The following is a 24,876-nucleotide window of genomic DNA, read 5'->3' on the forward strand; positions in this document are numbered from 1 at the left end:
GTCAGGGGGTGACAGTCCGGGAACTGATCGTCCTGGGAACGGCCAGCCAGGTCCCGACCCGCCAGCGCAACCACAACGGCTATCTGCTCAGGTGGGACGGCGAGGGCTTCCTGTTCGACCCCGGTGACGGCAGCCAGCGGCAGCTCCTGCGATCGGGTGCCGCTGCGAGCGACATCACCCGGATCTGCATCACCCACTTCCACGGCGACCACTGCCTGGGCGTCCCCGGCATCGTCCAGCGACTGTCCCTGGACCGGGTCCCGCACACCGTCCACGCCCACTACCCGCGCTCGGGCGCCCACTTCTTCGAACGCCTCCGGTACGCCAGCGCGTTCTACGACGCCGCGGACGTCAAGGAGGTGCCTGTCGAGGACGACGGCGAGATCGCGAACGGCAGGTTCGGCGTGCTGGAGGCCTACCGCCTCGACCACGGCATCGACAGCTTCGGCTACCGCCTGGTCGAACCGGACGGCCACCGCATGCTCCCCGAGAAGCTCAAGGAGCACGGCATCCAGGGCCCGCAGGTCCGCACGCTGCAGCAGCAGGGCGAGCTCGACGGCGTCAGGCTCGCGGACGTCAGCGAACCCCGCAAGGGTCAGCGGTTCGCGTTCGTCATGGACACCCGGCTCTGCGACAACGTCTTCGAGCTCGCCGACAACGCCGACATGCTCGTGATCGAGTCGACCTACCTCGCCCGCGACACCAAGCTCGCCGGCGACCACGGCCACCTCACCGCCCAGCAGGCCGCCCGCGTCGCGCAGGACTGCCGCGTCCGCAAGCTCGTCCTCACGCACTTCTCGCAGCGCTACGAGGACCCGGCGGAGTTCCACGCCGAGGCCGCCGCCGAGTTCGACGGCGAGATCGTCATCGCGAAGGACCTCGACCGGGTACCGGTGCCGAAGCGCTCCACTGGTCCCTGACGATCTCTTCCAGCGCCGAGCGGCGGGGCTCCCAGCCCAGCGCCCGCAGGCGTGACGCGTCGGCCCGCAGGGACCGGATCTCACCGGGGACGGCGGGCTTCCAGCTCACGTCCACGGCCCGTCCCGTGATCAACGACACGGTGTCCAGCACGTCCCGCACCGAGGCGGGCGTGCAGCCGACGTTGTAGACCGACGACGTGCCCACCTCGCAGGCCTCCAGAGCCACGACGAAGGCCGCGGCGACGTCCCGCACGTGCACGAAGTCGCGCACGGCTCCACCGTCGCCGTAGACCTCCATCCCGGGCAGGGTCCCGGCGGCGCACGCCACCGCCCGCGTGATCACCCGAGTGGTGTCCATGTCACCACCTCCAGCGACGTTGAACAAACGGAGAGTGGTCGCCCCGACCTGTCCTGACCGCGCGGCCCACGCCACGAGGTCCTCCGCGGCGGCCTTGGAGGCGGAGTACGGGGAGGACGGCTCCCGCACCGAGTCCTCGGTCAGCGGAGCGTCCGAAGGCCGGTACACCGTTCCAGTCGAAGCGAGCAGGAATCGTTGGCCTTTAAGGGCTTTGAGGATGTTCAATGTTCCGCTGACGTTCGTCTCGTAGTACGAGACCGGGTCGAGGAACGACTCGCGGACGCGGGCGACGGCGGCCAGGTGGATGACGGCGTCCACGTCCGGCAACTCGAACGGCTCCGAGAGCCGCTGAAGGGACGGAACCGGTTCATGACCGTGAACCCGCAGCTCACGCACCACGGCACTGCCGACATACCCAGTGGCGCCGGTCACCAGAACTCGCACAAGTTGACCCTAAAGGTTGACGCGGACTCCGCCGATAACCCAGAAGTGAGTTATCCCCATCGCGCTGTGCACACAAGCATCGCCGGGCTCCTGCACGACCACGCCGTGCACGAGTTCAAGCGGCAGGAGTTCCTGCGCAACGTGGCCGACATCGTGGGTGCCGCACCCGCGCCGCAGCCGGCCGAGATCACGGCGCCGCTGCCGTCGATCAACCCGAAGCGCAGTTTCCTCAACCGCGTCGACCAGGTCCTCAGGGACGCGGCGCGCTCGCTCTGAGCAGCCACTTCTTCGACTGATCCACTTGCTGCGAGGCTTGAGCCGACAGGCCCGTCGCAAGATTCATCCGGCCGTTGCCGGACCGTGCTTCGACACACATACCGGGTGGCTCTACGCTACGCGTCACCCGGCACTCGCCGGTCACGTCCTCCGCTTCTCTTAAGCGAGTTTTCGGCGATGAATCATGTCCTCTCAGCGCTCAACGAGCGCCTCGGCAGGTTGTTCGGTGACCGGCTGGTAGTTCTGGCCGGTGGTACGCGTCTGGCGAAGCGCGCGCATGAGCTCCATACGCTCGGTGCCCGCCATACGCTCGTGCTCGATACCGACGATCACGCGCCGCTGCATGATTCGGAGATCGCCACCTGGGTGTCGCTGGGCATCAAGGGCGGCTTCGTCGCCGTCGAGCAGCGCCGCCTGGGCAAGCTGCTGACCAAGCCGAACTCCGAGGTCAGGGCGATCCTGCGCGACTTCGACGCGCAGCGCGAAGCGGTCGTGATCAGCACGCCGTACAACGAGATCAGCGACTTCCAGGGCCGTCCGGTGCTCAACGCCCGGCAGCACGACTGGGTCGAGCTGGAGAACAAGACCACCATCGACGCGCTCTGGGACGAGCTGTCGGCTCGCCGCGCGCCCGCGATGGTGTTCGACCTCGACTTCGAACGCCTCTGGGGCGCCTCGGAGATCCTGGACCGCGGCGCCGGCGTCGTCTGGTCCGGTGACGGCCCCGCGATCAACGGCGGCGCGAACTTCGTGCGCCGCGTGCGGTCGTACGAGGAGGCCAAGGAAGCCTTCGACGTGCTCGCGCCCAAGTGCGACCAGGTGCGCGTGATGCCGTTCCTGGAGGGCATCCCGGTGAGCGTGCACGGCATCGTCTTCCCGGACGGCACCGCCGTGCTGCGCCCGATCGAGATGGTCGTGCCGCGCCGCCAGGGTCAGGCCAAGTTCCTCTACGCGGGCTGCGCGTCGTTCTACGACCCGCCCGTGTGGATCCGCGACGAGATGCGCAACCTGGCCCGCCGCGTCGGCGAGCACCTGCGCGAGACCGTCGACTACCGCGGCACGTTCACGCTGGACGGCATCGCGACCGAGGACGGCTTCCTGCCGACCGAGATCAACACCCGCTACGGCGGCGCGATGGTGTGCTTCGAGGACGCCGTCCCGACGCTGCCGCTCGCGCTGGTCCAGGTCGCCCTCGTGGCCGGCTGGGACCTGGGCATCTCGTCGATGGAGTTCGAGGAGCTCGTCCTGCAGGCGGCGGACAACCACCGCGCCGGTGCCGTGGGCGCCAACGTGCGTGCCGTGCAGCCGACCGAAGTGGACGAACGCCGTGTGATCTTCACCGGCTGGGCCTGCCGCCTCGCGCACCCCGAGGAGCCCGCGCACGCCACGCTGCGCCTGAGCCCGTCGCCGATCGGCGGCAGGCTCGACCTCGACCTGCACCGCGAGAACATGCCCGTGGGCGCACCGGTGGCCGCGCTGACGGTCGCCGCGTTCGCGCTGGCGGACCAGGAGTGGGGGACGGGCCTCGGCGCCCTGGAACCCGCCATCGCGGTCGAGGACGGCGTTCCGGTCGAGGAGTCCTTCGAAGAGGCCGTCACGGCCTGAGAGGCGTTACCAGGCGCCCTCGTCGCCGTACGCGGAGATGAGGGCGAACCGGTAGCCCATCAGGGCGGCGGTGACCTCACGGGGCTGGTGCGCGGGCCGCACCAGCCCTTCGCCGAGCACCTTGGGCACGTCCACGCCCAGCAGCTCCGGCGAGTCCTTCATCAGCGCCACGGCGATCTCGGCCGCGTCCGCGAGCATCTCCTCGCCCGGCAGGTCGATCATGTCGGTCATCAGGCCGTGCACGAACGACGGCAGCTTGTCCGGCACCGCGCAGGCCAGCGCCACGAGGCACGCGACCCGTTCGGACGCCAGCGCCTCGAAGATCTTCGGCGCGCCCTGGGCGACGGCGTGCCGCGTCTGCGTCAGCCAGTCCGGAGCCGTGCGGGGCAGTTCGCGGCCGAGGGCGTTCCACCGGCGGTGCGTGCGCCGTCCGTCCTCCGTGAACCCCTTGCCCGCCAACGCCATGGCGGCCAGCAGGAAGATCACCCGGTCCCGCACGTCTCCGGCGACCTTGTAGGACGCCCCCAGCTCCACGAGGAACGGCACGGCGCAGAACGAGGCCTCGGACACCGTGTCGTCGGTCAGGAGCCGCTCAGCGAGCTGTGAGAGCGCGTTCTGGCGCTCGTTCTCGTCGGGGTCCATCAGGGAGCGCAGCAGGCGGGGCACGCGACCGGCGCCGCCCCGGCCGTCGTAGACCTCGGCCCAGGAAATCCTGTCGAGCCCGCGCAACGGGTCAGGCCGTTGCCAGGCGCGCGGCAGCTCCATAGGCGGGAAAGGTACGGGATGTCACGGAAAGGGCTTCGGAGCCTCGCCCGTACGATCTCGCCGTGTCCTTCTCGGTGGCCGACATCTTCTCGGGTGCGGGCGGCATGAGCTTCGGCTTCCACGCCCACCGCGACTTCCGGGTGGTCGGTGCCGCCGACGCGCAGATCGGGAAGCCCAGCTCGAAGCTCGGTTCGTTGCGCTGCAACGACACCTACCGCGTGAACATCGGCGTCGACCCGCTGGAGGTCGACCTCGGCAGGGTCTCGCCGTCGGCGTTGCGCGAGGTCTGGGGCCTCAAGCGCGGTGAACTGGACGTGCTGCTGGCGTGCCCGCCGTGCTCGGGCTTCAGCCGCATCACCTCGCAGAACCACCTGCGCGACGACCCGCGGAACTCGCTGGTCGGCCGGATCGCGGTGTACGCGGAGGAGCTGCGCCCCAAGGTCGTGCTGATGGAGAACGCCCGCGAGCTCGTCAAGGGCAAGCAGCGCCACCACTTCGACAGCCTCGCCGAGGAGCTCACCCGAATCGGGTACTCCGTCTGGGGCGGCACGCACATGCTCTCCAAGTTCGGGCTGCCGCAGCTGCGCGAGCGGACGCTGATGGTCGCGGTGGACGGTGGCCTGCCGCTGCTCACGCTGGACGACCTGTGGGAGGGCCGGGTCATCCGCCCGTCCGCGGTCACGGTCCGGCGCGCGATCGGCAAGCTCCCCGTGGTGGAGGCCGGCGTCGCCGACGAGGAAGACCCCATTCACGTGTCGCCGACCTTTTCCCAGGACCGCAGTCTCGAAAGAATGCGGGCGATTCCGGCGAATGGCGGATCGTGGGCTGATCTGCTCCGCTCACCGGCGACCGCGGAGTTGTTGAATCCTGCACAACGCAAGATCGTCGAACAGCAGAACTGGGGTTCGCACCCCGATGTCTACGGCCGCATGTGGTGGGACGAACCGGCCAGGACCATCAAGCGCGAATGCGGGCACGTCGGCAACGGGCGATATGCCCACCCCGTCCAGCACCGGCTCTGCACGGTCCGCGAGATGGCGCTCCTGCAAGGGTTTCCGCGCCAGTTCCGCTTCGACGTGTCGATTCTCGGGAACGCTTACCGCCATGTGGGTGACGCCGTTCCGCCCCTCATCGCGTACCAGTTGGCCGGGCTGACCCGGTGGATTCTCACCGGCCGCCGTCCTGAAGCCAAGGAGATGTGCCTGCGGGGCACCTCGCTGCGTCCTGGCGACATTCGTCCGGTGGAAGTCGCCGAAATGGTGGCCTAGGTCTCCCAAGATCTTTGAACCGCACCCGCCGGTCATCCGTAGCGGTACGCCGCTATTGATAACTGTTCGGCAACGAATTTAACGTCACCTGACAAATCGAATGCATCGCGACCCTATCCACTGTGGACACACTGAGTGTGTTTGTGCTGATCACGCATAGTGGGTGATGGGGCCCTTACCTCACTCATACGTGTGTCACCCCATCGGATAGCGTCCCGCTCGCTTCCTGTCGGTTCAGTGTCGATGCGACGTGCCGACCGTCCCGACGAAGCACTGACTTCCCGCCGCGTTCGGGCTAACTTCAGTGAGCAAGAGGAGACCCATGGCTTCCCGGTTCAGGATCGGCGCCGCGCTGCTCGGTGCAGTCGCCGCCCTTACCTTCTCGACCCTGCCGGCCCACGCCGACGTGAAGATCACGCCGATCACGGACGAGTCGGAACCCGGCCACAACGTGTTCCTCAAGCCGGCCAAGGACAAGCAGGAGCCGGTCAAGCAGGACACCTCGGTCATCAAGCTCAAGATCGACGATGACAAGAACGGCAGCGCCAAGGTCAACGCGTACTGCGTCGAGCTGCCGACTCCCCTGAAGAAGGGCGACGTCCTCAAGGAGGTGCCGTGGGACAAGCACCCGAACCCGAACACCAAGTTCAAGGAGAACTCGGGCAAGGTGCTCTGGATCCTGAAGCGCTCCTACCCGACCCTGTCGGTGGACGCGGTCAAGGACGCCTTCAAGATCAAGAACCTGGACAAGAAGGACATCATCGGGGCCACCCAGGCCGCGATCTGGCACTTCTCGGACGGCGCCGAGCTCGCTGACACCAAGCAGAACGACGGCGAGATGGTCGAGCTCTACAAGCGCTTCCTCGCCGAAGCCCAGCCCGAGGCCGAGCCGAAGCCGACCCTCGTGATCGAGCCCGAGTCGCAGTCCGGCAAGTCCGGCGACAAGATCGGCCCGTTCAAGGTCACGACCACGGCCTCCGAGGTCAAGCTGACCGCGAACCTCCCCGAGGGCGTCACCATCACCGACGCGCAGGGCAACCCGCTCGCGGTGCAGAAGAAGGGCGACAACCTCGCCGTTCAGGGCACGGGTGACAAGATCTCCGAGTTCTTCGTGAACGTCCCGAAGGACGCGAAGGACGGCGAGGCCACCTTCAAGCTCTCCGCCGAGGCCACGCTGTCGGAGGGTCGCCTCTTCGTCGCCGGTGACAAGAAGTCGGGCGGCGACGACGGTGTCGCGCAGTCGCTCGTCGTCGCGCAGCCGCAGAAGGTCAAGGTCGAGAAGGAGGCCAAGGCCAACTGGAAGGTCGGCGCCACCCCGACCCAGCCGACCACGACCACCACGACGGCTCCGGCCACCACGACCCCGGAGACCACGACTCCGGCCACCTCGACCACCCCGGCCAACCCGGCTCCGGGTGGCGGCGAGGACAACCTGGCCTCGACCGGTGCCTCGATCATGTGGCCGCTGCTCGGCGGTCTGGTCCTCGTCGGCGCCGGTGCGGGTGCGCTGTTCGTGGTCCGTCGCAAGAAGGCCGGCGCCTGATCCTGAGGTAGCCACCTAGACGAACGCCCCCTGGTTCCGCGCCGGAGCAGGGGGCGTTTGCCTGTGCTGGAACGGTTTACCGGCGGCTGAAGCCCGCCACGTAGATGTCCCCGTCGGCCACCGCGACGTCCCGGTCGGACGACGCACCGGAGAAGATCGCGCGGGCCGGGTCGCGGAAGTTCTCCACGACCTCGACGCGCTGCACCGGCTTTGCCGTCGGGATCACGGTCTCCTGCGACCAGAAACGGCCCAGCCGCACCAGGTACGTGTTCACGTTCGGCTTGCCGTCCTCGGTCGCGTACACGCGCCACGTCAGCAGGTCGACCGGCTCGACCTCACGGGTGCGCAGGCCCCGTGCGACCTCCTTGGTCTCCCACTTGCGACCGTTCCACGTGGACAGGTAGTTGCGCAGCGGGCCGCCGGCCTCGTCCCCCATGAACCACAACAGGAACGGCTGGCCCAACGTCGTGCCGACCTGCTGGATGTAGTCGGGCGACTTGACGTTGTTCGGCAGGGTCAGCGGGGTCTCCGCGACCTTCAGGTGCTTCTCCTGGTCGGCGTCGTCGATCTGGGTGCCCAGGTCCTTGCCGGCCGCCGAGTAGAAGTGCCGGTTCTGCGGGTCGAACCACGTGTAGTAGATGTTGCGGTGGTACCGGTCGTGCTTGTTGCCCTCGGGACCACCGCCCGCGAGCGTGTAGACGATCCGCACGCGGCCGTTGTCCTCCTGGCGGAGCTGGCCGATGTAGATCTCGTTCATGTTGTCCGCGCGGGACGTCGACCCGATCGCGAACCGGTCCCCGGTCAGTTCCGTGGAGGTCTTCCACGTCCTGCCGTTGTCCTTGGACACCACGTAGAGCATCGGACGCGTGTCCGTGGGCGTGGTGCCGTCGAGGTCGCGGGTCGTCTCGCGGTAGAAGACGTAGATCGTGCCGTCACGCGTGACGAACGGCATCGGGTACGTGGCCGCGTTCTTCGAGATCAGCGTCTCTTCCCAGACCCCGTCGGCCGAGTGTGGCTGGGGCGAACGGGACATCCGCAGCTCGATGTTGTGCATGCCGCGGAAGACGAGCAGGTGCCCGTCCTTGGCCTGGACCATCGTCGGGTAGTTGTGCGCGTCCGAGGCGCCGTCCGCGATCCGGTTGGGACTGGACCAGGTGGACTTGCGGTGGTCGTGCGACTGGACGTAGCTGTCCTCGTACTGACCGGCCCACGAGATGAAAGTCTTACCGACTTTCTCGTCGTAGACCCCTCCGGCGACCGGACGCCGGTCACTGCGGGCCGCGACGCTTTGCGCCGTGGTCGTCACCGTGAACTTCGCGTGCCCCTGAACGTCGGCCGTGGCGTTGGCCGAGGGGACCGCGACGAGCGGTAACAGCAGTACAGCGGACATAACTCCATGCAGGAGCCGTGCCATCGAGCATCCTCCTGGTTCTGACCGCGACGGCGGCCGACCAGGCGGCGGTAGCGACATCTTGGTTGTCGCCGAGCCGACTTGTCCAGGCGCAGTTAGCGTGATCGCGGCTATCAACACGCGGGGCCTGCTCGGGTACCCTGCGTCAGGAGTGAAGGAGCAGCACATGAACTTCGACGAGATCAAGAACAAGGCCCTCGACCTCGCTGAGCAGAACCACGAGAAGGTCGACCAGGGCATCGACGCCGCGGCGGACTTCGTCGCAGGCAAGTTCGGTCACGAAGACCAGGTCGACTCGGTTGCCGAGAAGATCAAGGACATCCTTCCAGGTGGATGAGTGAACTCCTTCAACGCCACTGACGCGGGGCGGGTCACCTCCGGTGGGGAGACCCGCTCTCCTTCTGCCCGCAAACCCGACATGATCACCTGGCAGGGCCTGCACGAGCCGAGACTCGAACAGGTCCGCCTGCTGCTGTCCAACGACCAGCGCCTCCGCGCGTCGGGTCGTCTGGTGGCCGCCGGCCCGAAGGAGCAGTTCAACGCCTCCTTCGAGGTCTCCGTCGGCGAAAGCGGCCAGGTGACCCGACTTCTCCTGCGCACGGCCACCGTGCTCGAAGAGCGCCAGTGCTCGCTGTCGCGCACCGAGGACGGCGCCTGGCTCGTGGACCACGGCCAGGGCAGCAAGCGCGAGACGTTCAACGGCGCGTTGGACGTCGACGTCCAGTTCGCAGTGCTGTTCAACGCCATCCCGATCCGGCGCCTGGGCCTGCACCGCGAACCGTCCGAGCACGCGCTGCCCGTGGTCCGGGTGTCGCTGCCTGATCTGTCGGTTCGCGCCGTCACCCAGACCTACAAGACCGTGTCCGTCGGCGACGACGTCTCCGTGGTGCGGTTCAAGAGCGGCGGCTTCGACCAGAACATCAAGGTCGACGCCAACGGCCTGGTCGTCGAGTACCCGCTGATCTCGAAGCGGATTTAGAGCGGCTCCAAGAAGTACTTCCTTCGTGGCGAGTCGCCTCGCAACGATGGAAGCGGTGGGCTCCGTGGTTCTAGCTTCCGACCATGCCGAAACGATTTTCGAGCGTGGTCGGCCGCTCGTTCGGTGATGGCGTCCGCGACGCCATCCAGTCCACCGGGATGACGCAGCAGCGGATCGCCGAGCTGCTCGACTGGGAAGAGGCCAAGGTCTCCGACCTGGTCAAGGGGAAGGGCGGCGTCACAGAGGTCGAGCTGGCGATGCTGCTGGGCCTCTGCCAGACACCGCCGGACGAGGCCCGCCGCCTGCTCGCCCTGTACCGCGAGACGCGAGAGAAGGCCTACCTCCAGTTCGACGAAGGTGGCGTGCTCGGCCCCTTGCACACCCTGATGGGGCAGGAGCAGCTCGCCAACAAGATCGTCGCCTGGTCTTTGACGCTCATTCCCGGCCTGCTGCAGATCGCCGCCTACGTTCGCTCCGTGAGCGAGCGGTCCGCGATGCCGATCAACGTCGAAGAGACCGTCAGAACGAAGATCGAGCGCCAAGCCATCTTCCACCGGAGCAGAGAGTTCGCCTTCTACATCCACGAGCAGGCATTGCGGCTTCCGGTCGGCGGCGCAGACGTGATGAAGGAGCAGCTCCACCACATCCTCGCGATGATGGTCCGTCCGTACGTCACCATCCGCATCCTTCCGAGCGAGGTGGGGGCGCATGCAGGCGTCGGCGGCTCGTTCGTGCAGCTGAGCTACGAGAAGTTCAACCCGGTGATCTTCGTGGAAGGTGCGCGCACCGGCCTCTTCCTGGAGGACAAAGACAGTGTCGCCTACTACGACGAGGTCGTTGAGGCGCTCGATGGGCTGGCCTTGGATGAGGAACAATCGAGGGAGCTGATCATCAACATCTTGTCCTGAGGAGGCGCCGGGATGTCGACGTGGCGGAAGAGCAGCTACAGCGCGAACCAGAGCGACTGCGTCGAGGTCGGTCTTGGCGTCGGCATCCGGGACAGCAAGGCACCGACCACGCACCTGCCCGTGTCGGACAAGGCGTGGTCGGCGTTCCTCGCGGACGTGAAGGCCCGCTAGACCATCTCGCCCAGCACCTCCGGGTCGATCACGATCGGCGCCGGCCGGTACGCGGGCGGCTCGACCCCCATCAGCGCGCGCACCAGGAAGTCCCACGACTTCGTCCGCACGTACGCCATCCGGTCGAGGAACAGGTGCTCTGCGCCCGGCACGACCACCAGCTCGAACTCCTTGCCCGCGGCGATCAACGCGTCCGCCAGCCGCAGTGAGTGGTCGGGGTGCACGGTGTCGTCCAGTTCGCCGTGCACCAGCAACAGCTTTCCTTCGAGCCGGTCCGCGATCTCGACGTTCGAGGCGCGCTTCCACGCCTCGTGGTTGCCGGCGCCGTCGACGTTCTCGGCCCAGCCCAGCCCGATGTACCGGGCGTCGTGCGAGCCGGACAACGCGACACCCGCTTTGAACGTCTCCGGGAAGGCGAGCACCGCCCGTCCCGCAGCGAACCCGCCGCCGGAGTGGCCCATCACGCCGACGCGACCCAGGTCCATCCACGGCCGGGTCGACGCCAACTGCTCCAGCGCCGCGACAACTGCTCCAGCGCCGCGACGTGGTCGGCCAGGCCGCCCGCGTCGGCCAACTCGCCGTCGAGGAACGCCGCCGAACGGCCCGGCGTGCCGCGGCCGTCCAGCGCGACCACCACGAAACCGAGTGCTGCCAACGGTTCCGCGTCCATGCCCATGCCGCCGGGGTCGAAGCACGGTTCGACGCGGTTGACCTGCGGGCCGGGGTAAACGCTGTCCACCACCGGGTACCGGGCGGCCGGGTCGAAGCCGCGCGGCTTGTAGAGCACGCCGTAGATGTCGGTCTCGCCGTCGGCGGCCTTGACGCGGAAGCGTTCCGGCGCGGTCCAGCCCGTGGCCTGCAGGCGGCTGATGTCGGCCTGTTCCAACGAGACCAGCACCTCGCCGGTCCACGAACGCACGGTCGTCACCGGAGGAGTGTCCACAGTGGAGGCCGAGTCGACGAAGCACGAACCGTCGGGGGACACCGTGACGACGTGGTCCAGCTCGTCGTCCGTGACGATCCTGAAGCCGGTGCCGTCCAGGCCGACCTGGCACACCGTGCGCCGGTACGGGTCGTCCGCGACGAGTCCGCTGGCCGTGAACGAGACGAGACGGTCCGTCTCGTTGACGTGCAGGATCTCGCGGACCAGCCACTGGCCGGTGGTCACCTGGCTGAGCAACTCGCCGGTGTGCAGGTCGTAGAGGTAGAGGTGGCCCCAGCCGTCGCGCTGCGAGAACCACAGCACCTGGTCCGCCACGACCCGGACGAGCGGCGCGCCGTAGATCAGCTGGTTGGGGCCGACACGGCCGGTGCCCGTCTCGCTCACCACGACCCGCACCTCGCCGGTCAGCGCGTCCATCCGGTTGAGGGTCAGGGTGTGCTGGTCGCGGGGGCGGGAGAGGAAATACACAGCGGAACTGTCGTCCGACCACCACGCCCAGCCCGCCATGATCGGCGAGAACTCCGGCATCAGCAGCGGGTCGCAGTCGGCGCGGACCATCGTGCCCGCCTCGACGTCGAACACCACGAGCTCGGCCAACGGCATGTGCTCGTCGCCGGGGTACGCGTAGTGCTGGAGGTGCGTCACGGGCGCGCCGCCGTCGGCGGGTCGGGACTCCAGCAGGTAGGTCTTGCGGACGTTGCGCTGGTCGGTGCGGTGGGCGAGCACCTTGGACGAGTCCGGGGACCAGGCCAGTGCGGGCGGCATGTGCGGCAGGCCGAACTTGCGCATCAGCGTGCCGTAGCTCATGGCGTCCGGGCCGTAGCCGTACCCGTGGCCCTCGACGCCGTCCGTGGTGAGCGCCCACTCGCGGTCGCCGGAGCGCGCCCACAGGTCATGCCCGCGGCGCGACACCGCGACCTTGCCGTCGGGTGACGACACCTCCAGCGGGTTGCCCGGCGCCGCGATGAACGGCATCGGGTCGAAGTCCGGTGTGCGGGTGCCGGCGGCCGGATCGACGACGACGAACCGCCGGTCCGCGCCGTCGCGGACCTGGTACCAGAAGCGCCGGCCGTCTTCGATCCACTGTGGACGGACCTTGTCGCCCACGATCAGCTCGCCGGGTGCGGCCGGGCGGCGGAGCAGTTGTTCTGCGGCTTGGTAGTCGGCGTCGGTGATCACGGTGGTCCCCCTGCGGTCGGCGTTTCTGATGAGCGAAACGCTACGTTGCGTTCATGAAATCAGCCAACGACTTCGTTGCAAAGCAAGCGCATAACTACAGTTCAAGGTGGCAATATCGTTGCAACGGGATGTGGATCTAATGCAACGTGCGTTGCAATGGTATGCAGCTGAACGCTATGCTCCGGGGCATGCCAGGAGGTCGACTCACCCAGCAGGAACGCCGCCAGATCGCCATCGGCCTGGCCGACGGCCTCGCGTACGCCGAGATCGCGAGGAGCCTCGACCGGCCCACCTCGACGGTCACGCGCGAGGTCATGCGCAACGGAGGTCCGGCCGGGTACAAGCCCGACATCGCCCAACTGGCCACCGAACGCCGTTCGCAGCGCCGCAAGCAGGCCGCGCCGAAGGGCAGGCAGGCCCCGCCACGCGCCGACGGACGCGACCCGGAGGCGGTGCGGGAGTTCGAGGACGTGTTCTCGGAGATCTTCATCGGCCAGGGCCTGCCGAAGATGACGGCGCGGGCGCTCGCGAGCCTCTACGCCACCGACTCCGGCAGCCTGACCGCGTCGGAACTGGTGTCACACCTGCAGGTCAGCCCGGCGTCGGTGTCGAAAGCCATGGCGTACCTGGAAAGTCAGGGCCTGATCGGCCGCGAGCGCGACGAACGCCGCCGCGAGCGGTACGTCGTCGACGACGGCGACATCTGGTACCAGTCGATGATCGCCAGCGCGGCCGGCACGACGAACCTCGCCGAGGCCGCGCGGCAGGGCGTCAGCAGTCTCGGCCCCGGCACGCCCGCGGCCACCCGGCTGGAGAACATCGCGCGGTTCCTCGACTTCGTCAGCGAGGCCATCGTGCGCGCGGCCGAGCAGTCGCGGGCGATCCTGCACTCGAAGGACTAAACGCGCACCGCAACGGCCACGCCCTGACCGACGCCCACGCACGCCGCCGCGATCCCGACGCCACCACCCCGAGCCCGCAGATGCCGGCACAGGTCGATGATCACGCGCGGCATCGAAGCGCCGAGCGGGTGCCCGTACGCGATCGCGCCGCCGTGGACGTTGACCTTCTCCTTGTCGATCTCGGGGAGGTGGTGCACGACGGACAGGACCATCGCGGCGAACGCCTCGTTGATCTCCCACAGGTCGACGTGCTCTGCCTGGAGGTGCAGGCGCTTCAACAACTTCCGGATCGCCGACACGGGCGCGACCGTGAACCGGTGCGGCTCCTCGCCGGTGGTCGCCGATCCGAGCACCTCGCCCAGCGGTTCGACGCCCAGTTCGGACGCGATCGTCTCCGTGCCGAGCAACGCGGCGACGGCGCCGTCGTTCAACGGGGAGGCGTTGCCGGCCGTCACCGAGCCGTTCTCCGAGAACGCGGGCTTGAGCTTCGACAGCTTCTCCAGGCTCGTGTCGGCGCGGACGTTCTCGTCGCGCCGGATCGCCGTGCCGTCCGGCAGTTGCACGGGGAACGCGAACCCCTCGTGCACGCCCGCGCCCCACGCGGCCGAGGCGCGGCGGTGTGAGCGGAGCGCGAAGTTGTCCATCTGCTCGCGCGTGAATCCCAGTTCTGTGGCCACGTTCTCGGCGGCCAGGCCCAGCGGCACGGTGTAGTGCTTGGGCATGCGCGGGTTCACGAGCCGCCAGCCCAGCGCCGTCGACACGGTCTCCAGCCGGTCAGGGAACGCCTTGTCCGGCCGTGCCGTCACGAACGGCGCCCGCGACATCCCCTCGACACCGCCGGCGACGATCAGGTCGGCGTCCCCGGTGATCAACGCGCGGGCGCCCTGGATGATCGACTCGCCGCCCGAGGCGCACAGCCGGTTCAGCGTCACGCCCGGCACGGAGACCGGCAGTCCCGCCAGCAGCGCGGCCATGCGGGCGACGTTGCGGTTGTCCTCGCCGGCGCCGTTCGCGTCGCCCAGCAGCACGTCGTCGATGCGCGCCAGGTCGAGCGATGGATAGCGGCGCAGCAGGTCGACGATGGGCAGCGCCGCGAGGTCGTCCACGCGGATGCCGGAGAGACCTCCCCGGTACTTGCCGAACGGGGTGCGGGCGGCGTCGATGATGAGTGCGCGTGCCATACCCCCATCTTGGGGCAATCAGGGCTTGAGCAAAAAGGGAACGTAGCCCGTTTCGGGGTGCACTTCTGAATCGGTGCTGAAGGCCTTGACCTCGATGGCGTGCGCTCCGGCGCTCATCGCCGCCGCGTTCAGCGAAATCCGCCACCTGCCCGCCGCCGCAGGTCCGTCCGCAGTAGTGGGCACCGTGGCGACGTGGTTGCCGTCGAGCCTGATCTCGAACCCGGCGAGGCCCGCCACGGCCGCGTCGAGGGCGTTGATGCGGACCTCCAGCACCACCCGGCCCCGGTTGAACGCGGCGCCGTTCTCGATGGGCTGACCACTCGCGTCCAGGACCTCCGGGATCGGGTCGGCGAGCGTCGGCTTGGCGTCCACCAGGGGTGTGCCGGACTGGCGTTGCGCGATGGGCTTCGCGCCGGTCAGCTCGACGTCGGTGTGGGTGACCTGGATGCGTTCCTCGGTCACCAGCTGGACGTTCACGTTGTCGGTGAACGCCTCTTTCGGCAGGTCCGCGACGGCCGGGTACTCGGCGCCGGGTTTCCACGGCGTGCCCTCGACCGCCGCGCGCAACGGCACCTCGATGCCGTTGACCTTCACGGCGCTGACAGGCGCGCTCTCGCGTGACGGGATCAGGGCGATGCGCAGCTGACCTGCGGTGACGTCCGCGATCGGATGTGCGCTGGTGCTGGCCGGGCCGTCCACGCGCACCTGCGGGGTCGGGCCCGCGAGAGGAGCGTCGGCCCTGGCGGTCCGGTAGCCGATCAGGTCGACGCCCGCGCGGATCCGGTCGCCCGCCAGCGCCGCGACGCCGACCAGGGCCGTCGCCTCGCGCCAGGCCGGCACGAACGGGGAGGTGGCGACGACGTCTCCGTTGCGTTCGACCCGGACACCGGCGGACGTCAGCACGACCTCCCAGCGCACGGTCAGGCCGGGCACGGCAGCGGGGACGGGCTTGACCGCCGTGCCGTCCGGGACGAGCTCGACGATCGAGTTACCGGAGTTGTCGGTGGTGACCGTGGCGCGGATCGTGTTCGGTGGCACCGGTTCGCCCTGCACGCTGACCGGGCCCGGCACGAGGTCGAGCAGCAGCTTGCCGCCGGTGCTCGGGGCGTCCGTCTCGACCACGAGCCTGCTCTCGTCGTCGCCGCGGACGAACGGCGTGCGCGACCGGAGCGTCACCGCGCGCGTGCCGCAGCTGCTGCTGATCACGAGCCGGTCGTGGTCGTCGGCGTCGCCGCTGGTGGCGCGGGCGCAGTCGGTGCGCTTGGAGAGCCTCCAACGCTGGAGGTCGGGTTCGTCGGCGGAGTCGAAGCGGTCGACGAACGTGTATGGGGCGTTGTCGGCGCGAGGCGTCGCCTTGGCCTGGGCCGGTTGGGAACGCTGGCCGAACGAGTCGACGGCACGGATCTCGATCTGCTGCTCGCGGCCGTTCTCCAGGCCGTTGAGCTGGGTGCCGGGACGCGTGACGAGCTTCGACCTGTCGCCCCACCTCACCTCGTACGCGGGCGCGTCACCTGTCCAGCTGAGCTGGATCTTGTGGCTACCGGCCTGCGACACGACCTTCGACGGGGTGGCCGGACGCCCCTGCGGGCCCGGCAGCAGCACCTGCTCGCCCTCGTACGCCTTCAGCTTCGTCGGCGGCGGGGGAGCGGTGGGCAGGTCGCTCCCGCCGGTGTCGCGCAGCACGATCACGCCCGCCACCAGCGCGAGCCCCGCGACGACGAGGACGACCCGCTTCATAGCGGTCACGCTAAGGCGTTCACCCCAGCTGGAACACGGTTTCCGCGATAACGGGTTCGCCACCGTCAGCCGGAAGGACGCTGAGCTTGAGCCGAGCGTGTGACGACGAGGGCAGGGCCTTGGCGTCGAGCCAGAACTCGTGCCTGCCGGGGACCGCGGAGCCCTGTTCGTTCGTGGGCAGCGCGACGATCCGCTTGCCGTCGAGTTCGAGCTCGATGCCCTTGTGCCCGATGGCGTTGACCTCGGCCGTGACGAGCACACGGCCCTTGCGCGGCAACGGTTGCGGCGGCTTGGCGCCGTCCTCGTGCATGACGTGCAGTCTCGGCGAGCCCGTCTTGATGCCGCCGGGGCGGTCCGCGAGCCGGGGGAGCGCGCCGGGACGGCTCTCCGGCTTGCGGATGACCACGAGCTGGGCCTCCTGAGCGGCGACCTTCGCCGCGCTCAGCGGCACGTCGGTGACCGTGACCTGGCCGCCCTCCGGCCTCACGAGCTTCACGGCGACGACGTCCTGCGGCAGTGCGACGTCCCGGTCGAGCGGGATCACCTCGGTGGGCACGACCCGTTCCGCCACGCCCCCGACGCCGAACGCGTCCAGGAACCCGCCGCCGTCGAGGCGGATCCGCGGGTGCACCACCTGGTCCCCGATCGCGACGGGCTCGTAGGCGACCACGACGCCGTCCCGCAGCGCGACCACGGCGTCCGGCAGCACCCGCATCTCCCAGCGGTGCCGCACGCCCGCGACGAGCCCGGTCATCGGCGCGTCGCCGAGGGCGACCTGCTTGCCGGTGCGGGGGAGTTCGGGGTCGGCGATGATCCGCGTGCCCTGAGTCGTGATGTCGAGGCTGACCGCGCCCTTCGGCTGCGCGTCGGTCTCCTTCAGGTACTGCCACGGGTCGCCCAGCAGCGTCAGCCGCACGTGGCTCGACTCGGCCGCGCCCGCGACGCTGATGATCGCCCGGCCGGTGGCGCCGTCGTTCGCGGGCACGCCGAAGCGCAGAGGTGTGTTCGACTGGAAGGCCGCCATCGGGCAGTCGACGTCGACGCGCTTGCTCTGCCCGAACGGCCGCAGCCCCAGGCAGTCAGGTTCGGCCTCGACGCGCCACTTCCGCGGGTCCAGCGACTCGGGGCCGTCGAACCTGTCCGGCTGGCCGACGAGCTGGTCGTCCCACTTGCCGTTGAACAGGTCCTTGGGCTTCGCGGCGATCGCGAGCGGTTCGCTGCGCTTGCCCGTCGCGCTGACCGCCCGGATCTCGACCTGCGTCTCCTCGTCGGGGTTGAGCCCTGGCAGTTCGACCTCGGGCGTGGGCACGAGCTGCTCGTTGCCGTTCCAGCGCACCTCGTAGGCCGACGCCGAGCCGTTCCACGCGATCTGCAGCGCGTCCACGTCGAGCGCCTGCGCCCTCGCGTTGGCGGGCTTCATCGGCTCCTGCAACGCCACGACCTCGACGCCGTCCGCGATCTCCTTCTTCAGCGTGTCCGGCGCGTCCCCGGTGCGCAGCGCCACGACGGCGGCCACGACGAGCGCGAAACCACCGAGGCCTCCGGCGAGCGTCCGTCGATCCACCCGGCGACCTTACGACGTTTCCGCTTGAGCAGTACTGCCGTTCAGACCAACCACGCGCCCGCCGCGGGACCCGAGGTTGCGCAGCGCGGCGAGTGCTCCCGGCTTGGTGAGGTCGATCGTGATCGGCGTCCTGTTCGGCACGTTGACCAGCGCGTTCCTGCCTTCGTGACCCGCCTCGATGGTCTTCGCGAGACCGCCGGTGGACGCCAGCGAACCGCGCGCGGCACCCAGCCGTCCGAGCGCGTCGTCGACCGCCGTCAGCAGCGCGTCCCTGTTCCCCTCGCACATCGCCCTGACCAGCTCGGGCCTGCTGCCGGCGACCCGCGTGCCGTCGCCGAAGCTGCCGGCCGCGAGCGCCATGGCCAGCGGTCCGCCGTCGGCCCCGACCGCGGCCAGGATCGCCGCCATGATGTGCGGGAGGTGGCTGATCCGCGCGACCGCCTCGTCGTGCTCCTCGGGCGTCGTCGGCACCACGTGGGCCTTGAGGTCGAGCGCGAGCTGGATGACGTCGTTGAGGTGGTCGTCGGCCTCCTCGGGCGTGACGACCCACGCGGCGCCGTCGAAGAGCGTGGCGCTGCCCGCGTCCCAGCCGCTCCTGCTGACCCCGGCCATGGGGTGCCCGCCGACGAAGCGGGCCTCGGGCGCGTACCGGTGCACGGCGTCGTGGACGGGCCCCTTCACGCTGGTGACGTCCGTGAGTCTGGTGCCGGCGGGAACCTTGCGCAGCAGGTCGGGCAGGGCGGGCATCGGCACGGCGAGGACGACGAGCGCCTCCGGGTCGCGGCTGAGGGCCTCGTCCACCGTCGTGATGTCGAAGCCCTCGGCGCGCGCCTTGTCCGCGTCCTCCTTGCTCGCCGTCGCACCCCACACCGTGCGACCGGCAGCCTTGGCGGCCCGCAGCACGGAGCCGCCGATCAGTCCCAGTCCGATCACGCACACGTCTCGCACGGCGCCCATCATTCCGTGCGACGCGTACCTGGAACTACCGGAGGGCGTCCAGCGCGAACGCCGCGTACATCGCGACCCCGTGCTCCATCGCGGCCTCGTCGAACAGCACCCTGTTCGAGTGGTTCGGCGCGGCCTCCTCCAGGTCGATCCCGCGCGGGCACGCCCCGAGGAACGCCAGCGCCCCCGGCACCCGCTGCAACACGTAGGAGAAGTCCTCCGCGCCCATCAACGGGTCCTGCATGGGCTCGCTCCAAGAGGAGCCCATCGCCTGCGCGGCCAGGTCGACCACGTGCTGCCCGACGACGTCGTCGTTCACCGTCACCGGGTAGCCGGGCACGATGCTGACCTCGGCGTGGCACCCGTACGCGGCGGCCGTGTGCTTGACGGTCTGCTTGAGCTCCTTGTGCACGAGAGTGCGCGTCTCCTCGGACAACGTCCTGATCGTCCCGTCGAGGGTCGCCACCTCGGGGATGATGTTCGTCGTCGTACCGGCGTTGATCTGCGCGACCGTCACGACGGCGGGCTGATGCACGTTGACCCGCCGTCCGAGCATCGTCTGGATCGCCCCGACCATCGCGGCCGCGGCCGGTACCGGGTCGAGGGCGTTGTGCGGCATCGCGCCGTGACCGCCGCGGCCCTTCACGTGCACGTGGAACGTGTCCGCGGACGCCATCATCGCGCCGGGCCGGCACGTCACCACGCCCGACTTCATGGTCGACGTGATGTGCAGCGCGAACGCCTTCTCCACACCGTCGTCGAGCAGGCCTTCCTCGATCATGTACCGGGCGCCGTGGTGGCCCTCCTCGCCCGGCTGGAACATGAAGAGCACCCGGCCCTTGAGCGAGTCACGCCGGTCCGCCAGCAGACGGGCGGAGGAGGCCAGCATCGCCACGTGCGTGTCGTGCCCGCAGGCGTGCATGTTGCCGTCCACTTCGGACGCGAACGGCAGACCCGTGTCCTCCTGGAGCGGCAGGCCGTCCATGTCGCCGCGCAGCAGGACCGTCGGCCCCGGCTGGTCGCCTTCGAGCACCGCCACGACCGAGGTCGTCGACTCGCCCTTCGTGATCTTGACAGGCAGCCCCTCCAGCGCGTGCAGGATCGCCGCCTGCGTCTTCGGGAGCTGAAGGCCCTGTTCGGGGTGCCGGTGGATCTGACGGCGCAGCGCCACCGTGCGGGGTTGGAGCGAACGCGCCCCTTCGAGCAGTCCGGCGAGGCGAGGGTCCGGCGTAGTTGTGCTCATCTACCGATGGTGCCACCACCTCGGCTACCGGGAAGGTCGTCTGGGCCCTACGGTGTGCACATGACACAGCAGGAGCCGGTCAACGGCTTCGCGGTCGCGGTGGTCCGGGAGGACGGCCGCTGGCGGTGCAACCGGATGGACAGCTCCGCGCTGTCGGAGCTGGACGCGGCGATCACGGAGCTGCGCCAACTGAGGTCGACCGGAGCCGTGTTCGGGCTCCTCGCCGTCGACGACGAGTTCTTCATCATCCTCCGCCCAGTGCCCGGCGGTGTGGCGCTGCTGCTGTCCGACGCGGCAGCCGCCCTCGACTACGACATCGCCGCCGACGTCCTCGACCTCCTGCGCGTCGAACCCCCGGACGAGGAGGACAACGAGCTCTGGCCGGAAGGCGACCTCGGCGTCCTGTCCGACCTCGGCATGCCCTCGCACGAACTCCAGATCATCGTCGACGAGGTCGACCTCTACCCGGACGAGCAGCTCCAGATGATCGCCCAGCGCATCGGCTTCATCGACGAGCTCACGAAGCTGCTCGACACGATCCAGGCGTGATCTCCTCGGAGGACATGGTCCGCGCCGCCCTGCGCGCGGCCTCGGAGTCGGGCGCGGACGTCCCGATCGGCGCCGTCGTCTACGCCCCGGACGGCTCGGTGCTCGCGTCGGCCTGCAACGCCCGCGAAGCCCTCGGCGACCCGACCGCACACGCCGAGATCCTCGCGTTGCGCGAGGCCGCCACCCGGTTCGGCGACGGCTGGCGCCTCGACGGCTGCACCCTCGCCGTGACCCTCGAACCCTGCACGATGTGCGCGGGCGCCCTCGTCCTCGCACGTGTTTCGCGTCTCGTCTTCGGCGCCTGGGAGCCCAAAACGGGCGCCGTGGCGTCGCTGTGGGACGTCGTACGCGACCGCCGGCTCAACCACCGGCCGGAGGTCGAGGGCGGCGTGCTGGAGCAGGAGTGCGCTGACCTGCTCGAACGCTTCTTCCGGACCCAGCGTTAAACCGGTCGCGACGGCTGTGTATTGTTCTTATCGGTGGCGTGTCCGAGCGGCCGAAGGAGCACGCCTCGAAAGCGTGTGAGGTGCAAGCCTCCGTGGGTTCAAATCCCACCGCCACCGCTGCTCAGAGCCCCGGTTGCCGATCATGGCAACCGGGGCTCTGACGTTTCGTCTCAGTTGTCGTCTCAGTTGTGGCCGCTAGGCCGGTATCGGCACCCCTGCCGCGCCGTCCTCGTCGTCTCCCTCATCGGCCGTCTCGGCAGGCTCCCAGAGCAGCCCACCGACCCTCTGAGCGACGTCACGCCGGATCGAGGCGGTGATGTGCTGGTACTTGGCAGCCATCGCCGTGTTCGACCAGCCCATGATCCCCATGACGGTCCGCTCGGCCACGCCGAGCAGCAGGAGCACCGTCGCTGCGGTGTGCCGTGCGTCGTGAAGCCGACCGTCCGGCACCTTCGCGGCCTTGAGCAGGTTCTTCCAGGCTGTAGCCGGAGGGGGTTTCTGGCGTCGGTAACTGCGGTAACTGCGGTAACCGTGCAGCTCAGACGGTTACCGCAAGGGTGTGGTTACCGATCGCTGCGGTAACCCTCCCTCCGCGAGGCGTGAAGAGCGCAGCTCAACAGCGAGGTATTGGTACTTGTCGCGCGAACTGGAGTTCGTGTTGCTGGCGCGGATGTATGTGCTGGTGAGAGCATTTTTCGATCTAAGGCGGTCGTCGCTGAACTCCGTCAATGGTTCACCTCTTCGGCTACAGCGGTGAGGCGAGCGATCGGCTCCGCATCGATGGCGTGGTTTCCGAGCCAATCGGTAACCTAACCCCTGCGGTAACCTTCTGAGCTGCACGGTTACCGCAGTTACCGCAGTTACCGACTTCTGAAGCGCAGGAGAGCCACGGCTGCTGTAGGCTTTCTGAGGCGGCTTCTGCACTTCAGTTCCTGGAGCGATCATTCCTGACTCTGTGCATTTTTTGCACCTTGGTGATCGATGAAAAAGTAATTATCGCACCGGTTAAATAAACAGCCAATCCGGGAGCTGTGGCTAAGATTGTATTCGTGGTTACCATTAAAACCATAGTGGTGATCATCCCAATGATCATCATTGGGATGCCGGTCGTGAAGGCTAGGAATAATGGTTTCGGCATCGGCGTAAAGCTTGATTCGCTGATAATTACGTTTTCTAGATCGCCGACTGGTTGAAACGTCGGTTTGCCGTCGAGTAGTAAAGTGTATCTTAGTCTATGTTGGCGAGTGAGTAGTGCTGGGCCGATGTGTAGTGCGGTATTGGCAACCTCGACCTTTGGTTCGCGTACTGCGGGGCGACCGGCGTCTGATTTCGTTTCTAGCAAGGCTAAAATTCGCGCACCAAAGTGCAATTCAAATGGTTGCCCGCCAAATGCTGAAGCTGGAACGTCCAGAGCTCCTCGGCTAGCTACCTCTACCTCCACAAGGTAAGGCGACCTCAGCTTCTGTCCGTCGAGGGTCAGGTCTAGCCGTCGACCATGTAAGCCTGGCGCGCTGTTGACCAGCGGTACCGTCGAGTCGATCCATACATGCAGCGTTCGGCGGGGTCGGGCTGAACGGAACGCCGCCCACACTGCCCATGCTCCAAGTAAAACGGCTACTACGATCCCAACGATCGTCCACGTTGTACCTGAGGTGTGCCAAGGCTCTTGCGCTACCTGCTGCTCGTTCAATGGCATCCGGGTATTTAAGCAGTAGGTGTCTAGAGTGCAGTATTGATCAGGTGATGTGCGGAAGCATGTCACCCAAACGTCGGTATGCTGATGGCCTGCCTCAGGTGCGAGCACTGCGTCTGCTTGGGACGTAGGTGCGCGCCTAGCTAGCGTCCATAGTGGATGTCTCCGTCTCAGTTTCCGTCTCAGTTGTTGTTCGTACGGCACTGTTCGTCACGGTTCGTGGACGTCTGGAGAACGTTTCGGTATGACTGTGACCTGTGGGAACGTATTTCACTGACACCGGCTGGACAGGAGGTCGCAGACCTCGAAAGCGTGTGAGGTGCAAGCCTCCGTGGGTTCAAATCCCACCGCCACCGCTGCTCAGAGCCCCGGTTGCCGATCATGGCAACCGGGGCTCTGACGTTTGGTAGGAATGCGCGCCATGCAGACACAGCTGTGGGTCGCGATCCTCTCCCTGACCGGCGTGTTGCTCGGCGGCGGCCTGTCCTCCCTGGTGCAGAACAGCGTGGCGCGCCGCGTCGAACGCAACGACGTCCGCCGCCAGACCGTCGAGCGCGCCGAAGCCCGACGAGCCGAACGGCTCGAGTTGTTGCGCGAGTTCATCAAGGTGGCCCAGCAGGCGGAACGTGCCGCCGAGGACCGCGACGACACGTCCGCGTGGAAGACGTCGGCGTTGAACGTCCTCGACGAGCTCTGGGTCTGCGAACGGATGGTCCACGTCCTGTTCGCCTCGAAGCTGCACGAACTCGCCCGCGCCTACGTCAAGGCTCTCGACCACGTCCTGTGGCAGGCGCCCGCCGAGGGCACGTTGTGGGACCACCTCAAGGGTCCCAAGGTCGCGTTCCTCGACGCGGCACGCGACGAGCTCGGCCGGTGACGTCCTAGTGGCGCGTCGCAGAACGTTGGCGAGGTAATCCACGCTCAGCAGGGCGCCTCGCGGCACCGCCCCCACGCCCCCGTACAACCAGTACGAGGACGTGGGGGCGGCACCCCGAGACACCCGTCTGACCGCGAATTCCCCCGGCAACGTTCTGCGCCACACCACTAGAACCGCACGCGGTCCAGGACCAGTTCCAGCAACTCGCGGTCCCCGAACACCTCCAGCCCCTCCAGCGACCGCCGCCGGTACACGGCCAGTACCAGGTCCACCACGGGCCCGCGCAACGCCACGGAAGCCTTCGCGTGGCCTTCCGACACCACCGGCGCCGGACCGGTGAGATCGATCACGAACTCCGCCTCCACGTCCGTCGCGTGCAGGTGCACGGTGCCGGAACCGACGAGCGGAGCCGTCTCGGAAGGCCATCGCTGGTACGCGTACGGCAGCGCCAGACCGGTCCACTCGCGCAGCGTGTCCTGGCCGATCTCGGGGTCCAGCGAGTACGGCACGCCGAGGGCGTTGCACGCGTCCCACCTGTGGATCACGGTCTCGTGCGTCATCCGCCGCGACCACACGCGCGGGCCGGGGAAGCCGCCGAGCGGCGCGATCATCTCGTCCGGGTCGACCTCCCGCAGGACCTCGGCGAGCGAGGCGGCGCCCTCCCGCAGCCACGGGATCAGCACGGACGGCGACTCACCCACATACGACTCCAGGAGTTGGGCGCCGTTGCGGGAGAAGTCGATCTCCGGAAGTCTGTCGCGCAGCATAGAGTCGGCCCAGCGGTGGGCGTGGCCCGTGTGGCGGAGCAGCTGGTTCAGGGTCCAGTCAGGAGTCGACGGGACCTGAACGCCCAGGTCAGCGTCGGCAAGGGTGGCGACCAGCAGTTCGGTCTGGTTGATGATCTCGGCGCAGCGGCGCTCGTAGCTCGGAATCCCCACGCGCTCAAATGTAGGGACGCCGGCCGGTGCC

At 68.3% G+C, this 24,876-nt stretch carries 27 protein-coding genes and 1 tRNA gene; 14 read left to right on the forward strand and 14 right to left on the reverse strand.

Annotation, left to right across the window (positions count from 1 at the left end):
* Positions 1-8: 8 nt before the first annotated feature.
* Positions 9-920 carry a ribonuclease Z gene (locus ACFWN2_RS30595; protein ID WP_382433241.1) on the forward strand — a complete coding sequence of 304 codons (912 nt, stop codon included), beginning with the start codon at positions 9-11 and terminating at the stop codon, positions 918-920.
* On the opposite strand, the gene ACFWN2_RS30600 is transcribed toward ACFWN2_RS30595, so the two are convergent.
* On the reverse strand, positions 865-1,722 hold the full coding sequence (locus ACFWN2_RS30600; protein ID WP_382433243.1) for an NAD-dependent epimerase/dehydratase family protein: 858 nt from the start codon (positions 1,720-1,722) through the stop codon (positions 865-867). The genes ACFWN2_RS30595 and ACFWN2_RS30600 overlap by 56 nt on opposite strands.
* 66 nt (positions 1,723-1,788) lie before the next feature.
* Here ACFWN2_RS30600 and ACFWN2_RS30605 point away from each other — a divergent pair, with 66 nt between their 5' ends.
* Positions 1,789-1,998 carry a hypothetical protein gene (locus tag ACFWN2_RS30605; protein ID WP_382433245.1) on the forward strand — a complete coding sequence of 70 codons (210 nt, stop codon included), beginning with the start codon at positions 1,789-1,791 and terminating at the stop codon, positions 1,996-1,998.
* A 192-nt stretch (positions 1,999-2,190) separates the two neighbouring features.
* Here the strand turns inward: ACFWN2_RS30605 and ACFWN2_RS30610 are convergent, their stop codons facing one another.
* The gene (locus tag ACFWN2_RS30610; RefSeq protein WP_382433247.1) at positions 2,191-2,331 is read right to left on the reverse strand and encodes a hypothetical protein; all 141 of its coding nucleotides are present in this window, start codon (positions 2,329-2,331) and stop codon (positions 2,191-2,193) included.
* On the opposite strand from ACFWN2_RS30610, the gene ACFWN2_RS30615 reads away from it, so the two are divergent.
* A complete protein-coding gene (locus tag ACFWN2_RS30615) occupies positions 2,311-3,603 on the forward strand; it encodes a hypothetical protein (RefSeq protein WP_382433249.1) in 1,293 nt (430 codons plus the stop codon). The two genes, ACFWN2_RS30610 and ACFWN2_RS30615, sit on opposite strands and share 21 nt — an antisense overlap.
* Before the next feature lie 6 nt (positions 3,604-3,609).
* On the opposite strand, the gene ACFWN2_RS30620 is transcribed toward ACFWN2_RS30615, so the two are convergent.
* Positions 3,610-4,368 (reverse strand): hypothetical protein, encoded by a 759-nt coding sequence (locus ACFWN2_RS30620; protein WP_382433251.1) that lies wholly within the window; start codon positions 4,366-4,368, stop codon positions 3,610-3,612.
* 62 nt (positions 4,369-4,430) lie between these two features.
* Between ACFWN2_RS30620 and ACFWN2_RS30625 the strand changes: the two genes are divergently transcribed.
* Together ACFWN2_RS30625 and ACFWN2_RS30630 are read left to right on the forward strand one after the other, a co-directional pair.
* Positions 4,431-5,636: a DNA cytosine methyltransferase gene (locus ACFWN2_RS30625; protein ID WP_382433253.1), complete on the forward strand. Its 1,206-nt coding sequence runs from the start codon at positions 4,431-4,433 to the stop codon at positions 5,634-5,636.
* A gap of 322 nt (positions 5,637-5,958) precedes the next feature.
* Complete coding sequence (locus ACFWN2_RS30630) at positions 5,959-7,179, forward strand: Cys-Gln thioester bond-forming surface protein (RefSeq protein WP_382433255.1); 1,221 nt, start codon at positions 5,959-5,961, stop codon at positions 7,177-7,179.
* 76 nt (positions 7,180-7,255) lie between these two features.
* Here ACFWN2_RS30630 and ACFWN2_RS30635 read toward each other — a convergent pair whose 3' ends face one another.
* Entirely contained in the window at positions 7,256-8,569 is a 1,314-nt protein-coding gene (locus tag ACFWN2_RS30635; RefSeq protein ID WP_382433257.1) for a BNR-4 repeat-containing protein, read from the reverse strand.
* Between the two features lie 187 nt (positions 8,570-8,756).
* On the opposite strand from ACFWN2_RS30635, the gene ACFWN2_RS30640 reads away from it, so the two are divergent.
* The 4 genes from ACFWN2_RS30640 (at position 8,757) to ACFWN2_RS30655 (ending at position 10,648) form a co-directional block, all read left to right on the forward strand.
* Entirely contained in the window at positions 8,757-8,927 is a 171-nt protein-coding gene (locus ACFWN2_RS30640; protein ID WP_319990235.1) for an antitoxin, read from the forward strand.
* Complete coding sequence (locus ACFWN2_RS30645) at positions 8,928-9,569, forward strand: putative glycolipid-binding domain-containing protein (RefSeq protein ID WP_382433260.1); 642 nt, start codon at positions 8,928-8,930, stop codon at positions 9,567-9,569. It abuts the gene before it with no gap.
* Between the two features lie 83 nt (positions 9,570-9,652).
* Positions 9,653-10,477, forward strand: coding sequence for a Scr1 family TA system antitoxin-like transcriptional regulator (locus tag ACFWN2_RS30650; protein WP_382433262.1), 825 nt, complete (start codon positions 9,653-9,655; stop codon positions 10,475-10,477).
* A 12-nt stretch (positions 10,478-10,489) separates the two neighbouring features.
* Positions 10,490-10,648, forward strand: coding sequence for a DUF397 domain-containing protein (locus ACFWN2_RS30655; RefSeq protein WP_382433264.1), 159 nt, complete (start codon positions 10,490-10,492; stop codon positions 10,646-10,648).
* Here ACFWN2_RS30655 and ACFWN2_RS30660 read toward each other — a convergent pair.
* Together ACFWN2_RS30660 and ACFWN2_RS30665 are read right to left on the reverse strand one after the other, a co-directional pair.
* Complete coding sequence (locus ACFWN2_RS30660) at positions 10,645-11,133, reverse strand: alpha/beta hydrolase family protein (RefSeq protein ID WP_382433266.1); 489 nt, start codon at positions 11,131-11,133, stop codon at positions 10,645-10,647. The two genes, ACFWN2_RS30655 and ACFWN2_RS30660, sit on opposite strands and share 4 nt — an antisense overlap.
* Positions 11,109-12,770 (reverse strand): DPP IV N-terminal domain-containing protein, encoded by a 1,662-nt coding sequence (locus ACFWN2_RS30665; protein ID WP_382433268.1) that lies wholly within the window; start codon positions 12,768-12,770, stop codon positions 11,109-11,111. Before ACFWN2_RS30665 ends, ACFWN2_RS30660 begins: the two co-directional genes overlap by 25 nt.
* 188 nt (positions 12,771-12,958) lie before the next feature.
* Here ACFWN2_RS30665 and ACFWN2_RS30670 point away from each other — a divergent pair, with 188 nt between their 5' ends.
* Positions 12,959-13,672: a helix-turn-helix domain-containing protein gene (locus ACFWN2_RS30670; protein ID WP_382433270.1), complete on the forward strand. Its 714-nt coding sequence runs from the start codon at positions 12,959-12,961 to the stop codon at positions 13,670-13,672.
* On the opposite strand, the gene ACFWN2_RS30675 is transcribed toward ACFWN2_RS30670, so the two are convergent.
* From ACFWN2_RS30675 to ACFWN2_RS30695, 5 genes are read right to left on the reverse strand one after another with little or no spacing between them, the layout of a single operon-like run.
* Positions 13,669-14,853: a thiolase family protein gene (locus ACFWN2_RS30675; RefSeq protein ID WP_382433272.1), complete on the reverse strand. Its 1,185-nt coding sequence runs from the start codon at positions 14,851-14,853 to the stop codon at positions 13,669-13,671. The genes ACFWN2_RS30670 and ACFWN2_RS30675 overlap by 4 nt on opposite strands.
* Before the next feature lie 18 nt (positions 14,854-14,871).
* Positions 14,872-16,590 carry a hypothetical protein gene (locus ACFWN2_RS30680; protein ID WP_382433274.1) on the reverse strand — a complete coding sequence of 573 codons (1,719 nt, stop codon included), beginning with the start codon at positions 16,588-16,590 and terminating at the stop codon, positions 14,872-14,874.
* A gap of 19 nt (positions 16,591-16,609) precedes the next feature.
* Positions 16,610-18,154 carry a hypothetical protein gene (locus ACFWN2_RS30685; RefSeq protein ID WP_382433276.1) on the reverse strand — a complete coding sequence of 515 codons (1,545 nt, stop codon included), beginning with the start codon at positions 18,152-18,154 and terminating at the stop codon, positions 16,610-16,612.
* 9 nt (positions 18,155-18,163) lie between these two features.
* Positions 18,164-19,102 (reverse strand): prephenate dehydrogenase, encoded by a 939-nt coding sequence (locus ACFWN2_RS30690; protein ID WP_382433278.1) that lies wholly within the window; start codon positions 19,100-19,102, stop codon positions 18,164-18,166.
* Positions 19,103-19,136: 34 nt separating this feature from the next.
* Positions 19,137-20,342, reverse strand: a complete 1,206-nt coding sequence (locus ACFWN2_RS30695) for a M20 family metallopeptidase (protein WP_382433280.1) — start codon at positions 20,340-20,342, stop codon at positions 19,137-19,139.
* 60 nt (positions 20,343-20,402) lie between these two features.
* Between ACFWN2_RS30695 and ACFWN2_RS30700 the strand changes: the two genes are divergently transcribed.
* The 3 genes from ACFWN2_RS30700 to ACFWN2_RS30710 all read left to right on the forward strand — a co-directional run bounded on the left by ACFWN2_RS30700 (position 20,403) and on the right by ACFWN2_RS30710 (position 21,454).
* On the forward strand, positions 20,403-20,891 hold the full coding sequence (locus tag ACFWN2_RS30700; protein ID WP_382433282.1) for a tRNA adenosine deaminase-associated protein: 489 nt from the start codon (positions 20,403-20,405) through the stop codon (positions 20,889-20,891).
* Positions 20,892-20,905: 14 nt separating this feature from the next.
* On the forward strand, positions 20,906-21,337 hold the full coding sequence (locus ACFWN2_RS30705; RefSeq protein ID WP_382433331.1) for a nucleoside deaminase: 432 nt from the start codon (positions 20,906-20,908) through the stop codon (positions 21,335-21,337).
* Positions 21,338-21,369: 32 nt separating this feature from the next.
* Positions 21,370-21,454, forward strand: a tRNA-Ser gene (locus ACFWN2_RS30710).
* Between the two features lie 78 nt (positions 21,455-21,532).
* On the opposite strand, the gene ACFWN2_RS30715 is transcribed toward ACFWN2_RS30710, so the two are convergent.
* Positions 21,533-21,874 carry a tyrosine-type recombinase/integrase gene (locus ACFWN2_RS30715; protein WP_382433333.1) on the reverse strand — a complete coding sequence of 114 codons (342 nt, stop codon included), beginning with the start codon at positions 21,872-21,874 and terminating at the stop codon, positions 21,533-21,535.
* Positions 21,875-22,262: 388 nt separating this feature from the next.
* Complete coding sequence (locus tag ACFWN2_RS30720) at positions 22,263-22,778, reverse strand: hypothetical protein (protein WP_382433284.1); 516 nt, start codon at positions 22,776-22,778, stop codon at positions 22,263-22,265.
* A 673-nt stretch (positions 22,779-23,451) separates the two neighbouring features.
* Between ACFWN2_RS30720 and ACFWN2_RS30725 the strand changes: the two genes are divergently transcribed.
* The gene (locus ACFWN2_RS30725; RefSeq protein WP_382433286.1) at positions 23,452-23,907 is read left to right on the forward strand and encodes a hypothetical protein; all 456 of its coding nucleotides are present in this window, start codon (positions 23,452-23,454) and stop codon (positions 23,905-23,907) included.
* A gap of 167 nt (positions 23,908-24,074) precedes the next feature.
* On the opposite strand, the gene ACFWN2_RS30730 is transcribed toward ACFWN2_RS30725, so the two are convergent.
* Positions 24,075-24,845, reverse strand: a complete 771-nt coding sequence (locus tag ACFWN2_RS30730; protein WP_382433288.1) for a maleylpyruvate isomerase family mycothiol-dependent enzyme — start codon at positions 24,843-24,845, stop codon at positions 24,075-24,077.
* Between the last annotated feature and the right edge of the window lie 31 nt (positions 24,846-24,876).

The organism is Lentzea sp. NPDC058436, assembly GCF_042721515.1.
Classification (GTDB): Bacteria; Actinomycetota; Actinomycetes; order Mycobacteriales; family Pseudonocardiaceae; genus Lentzea.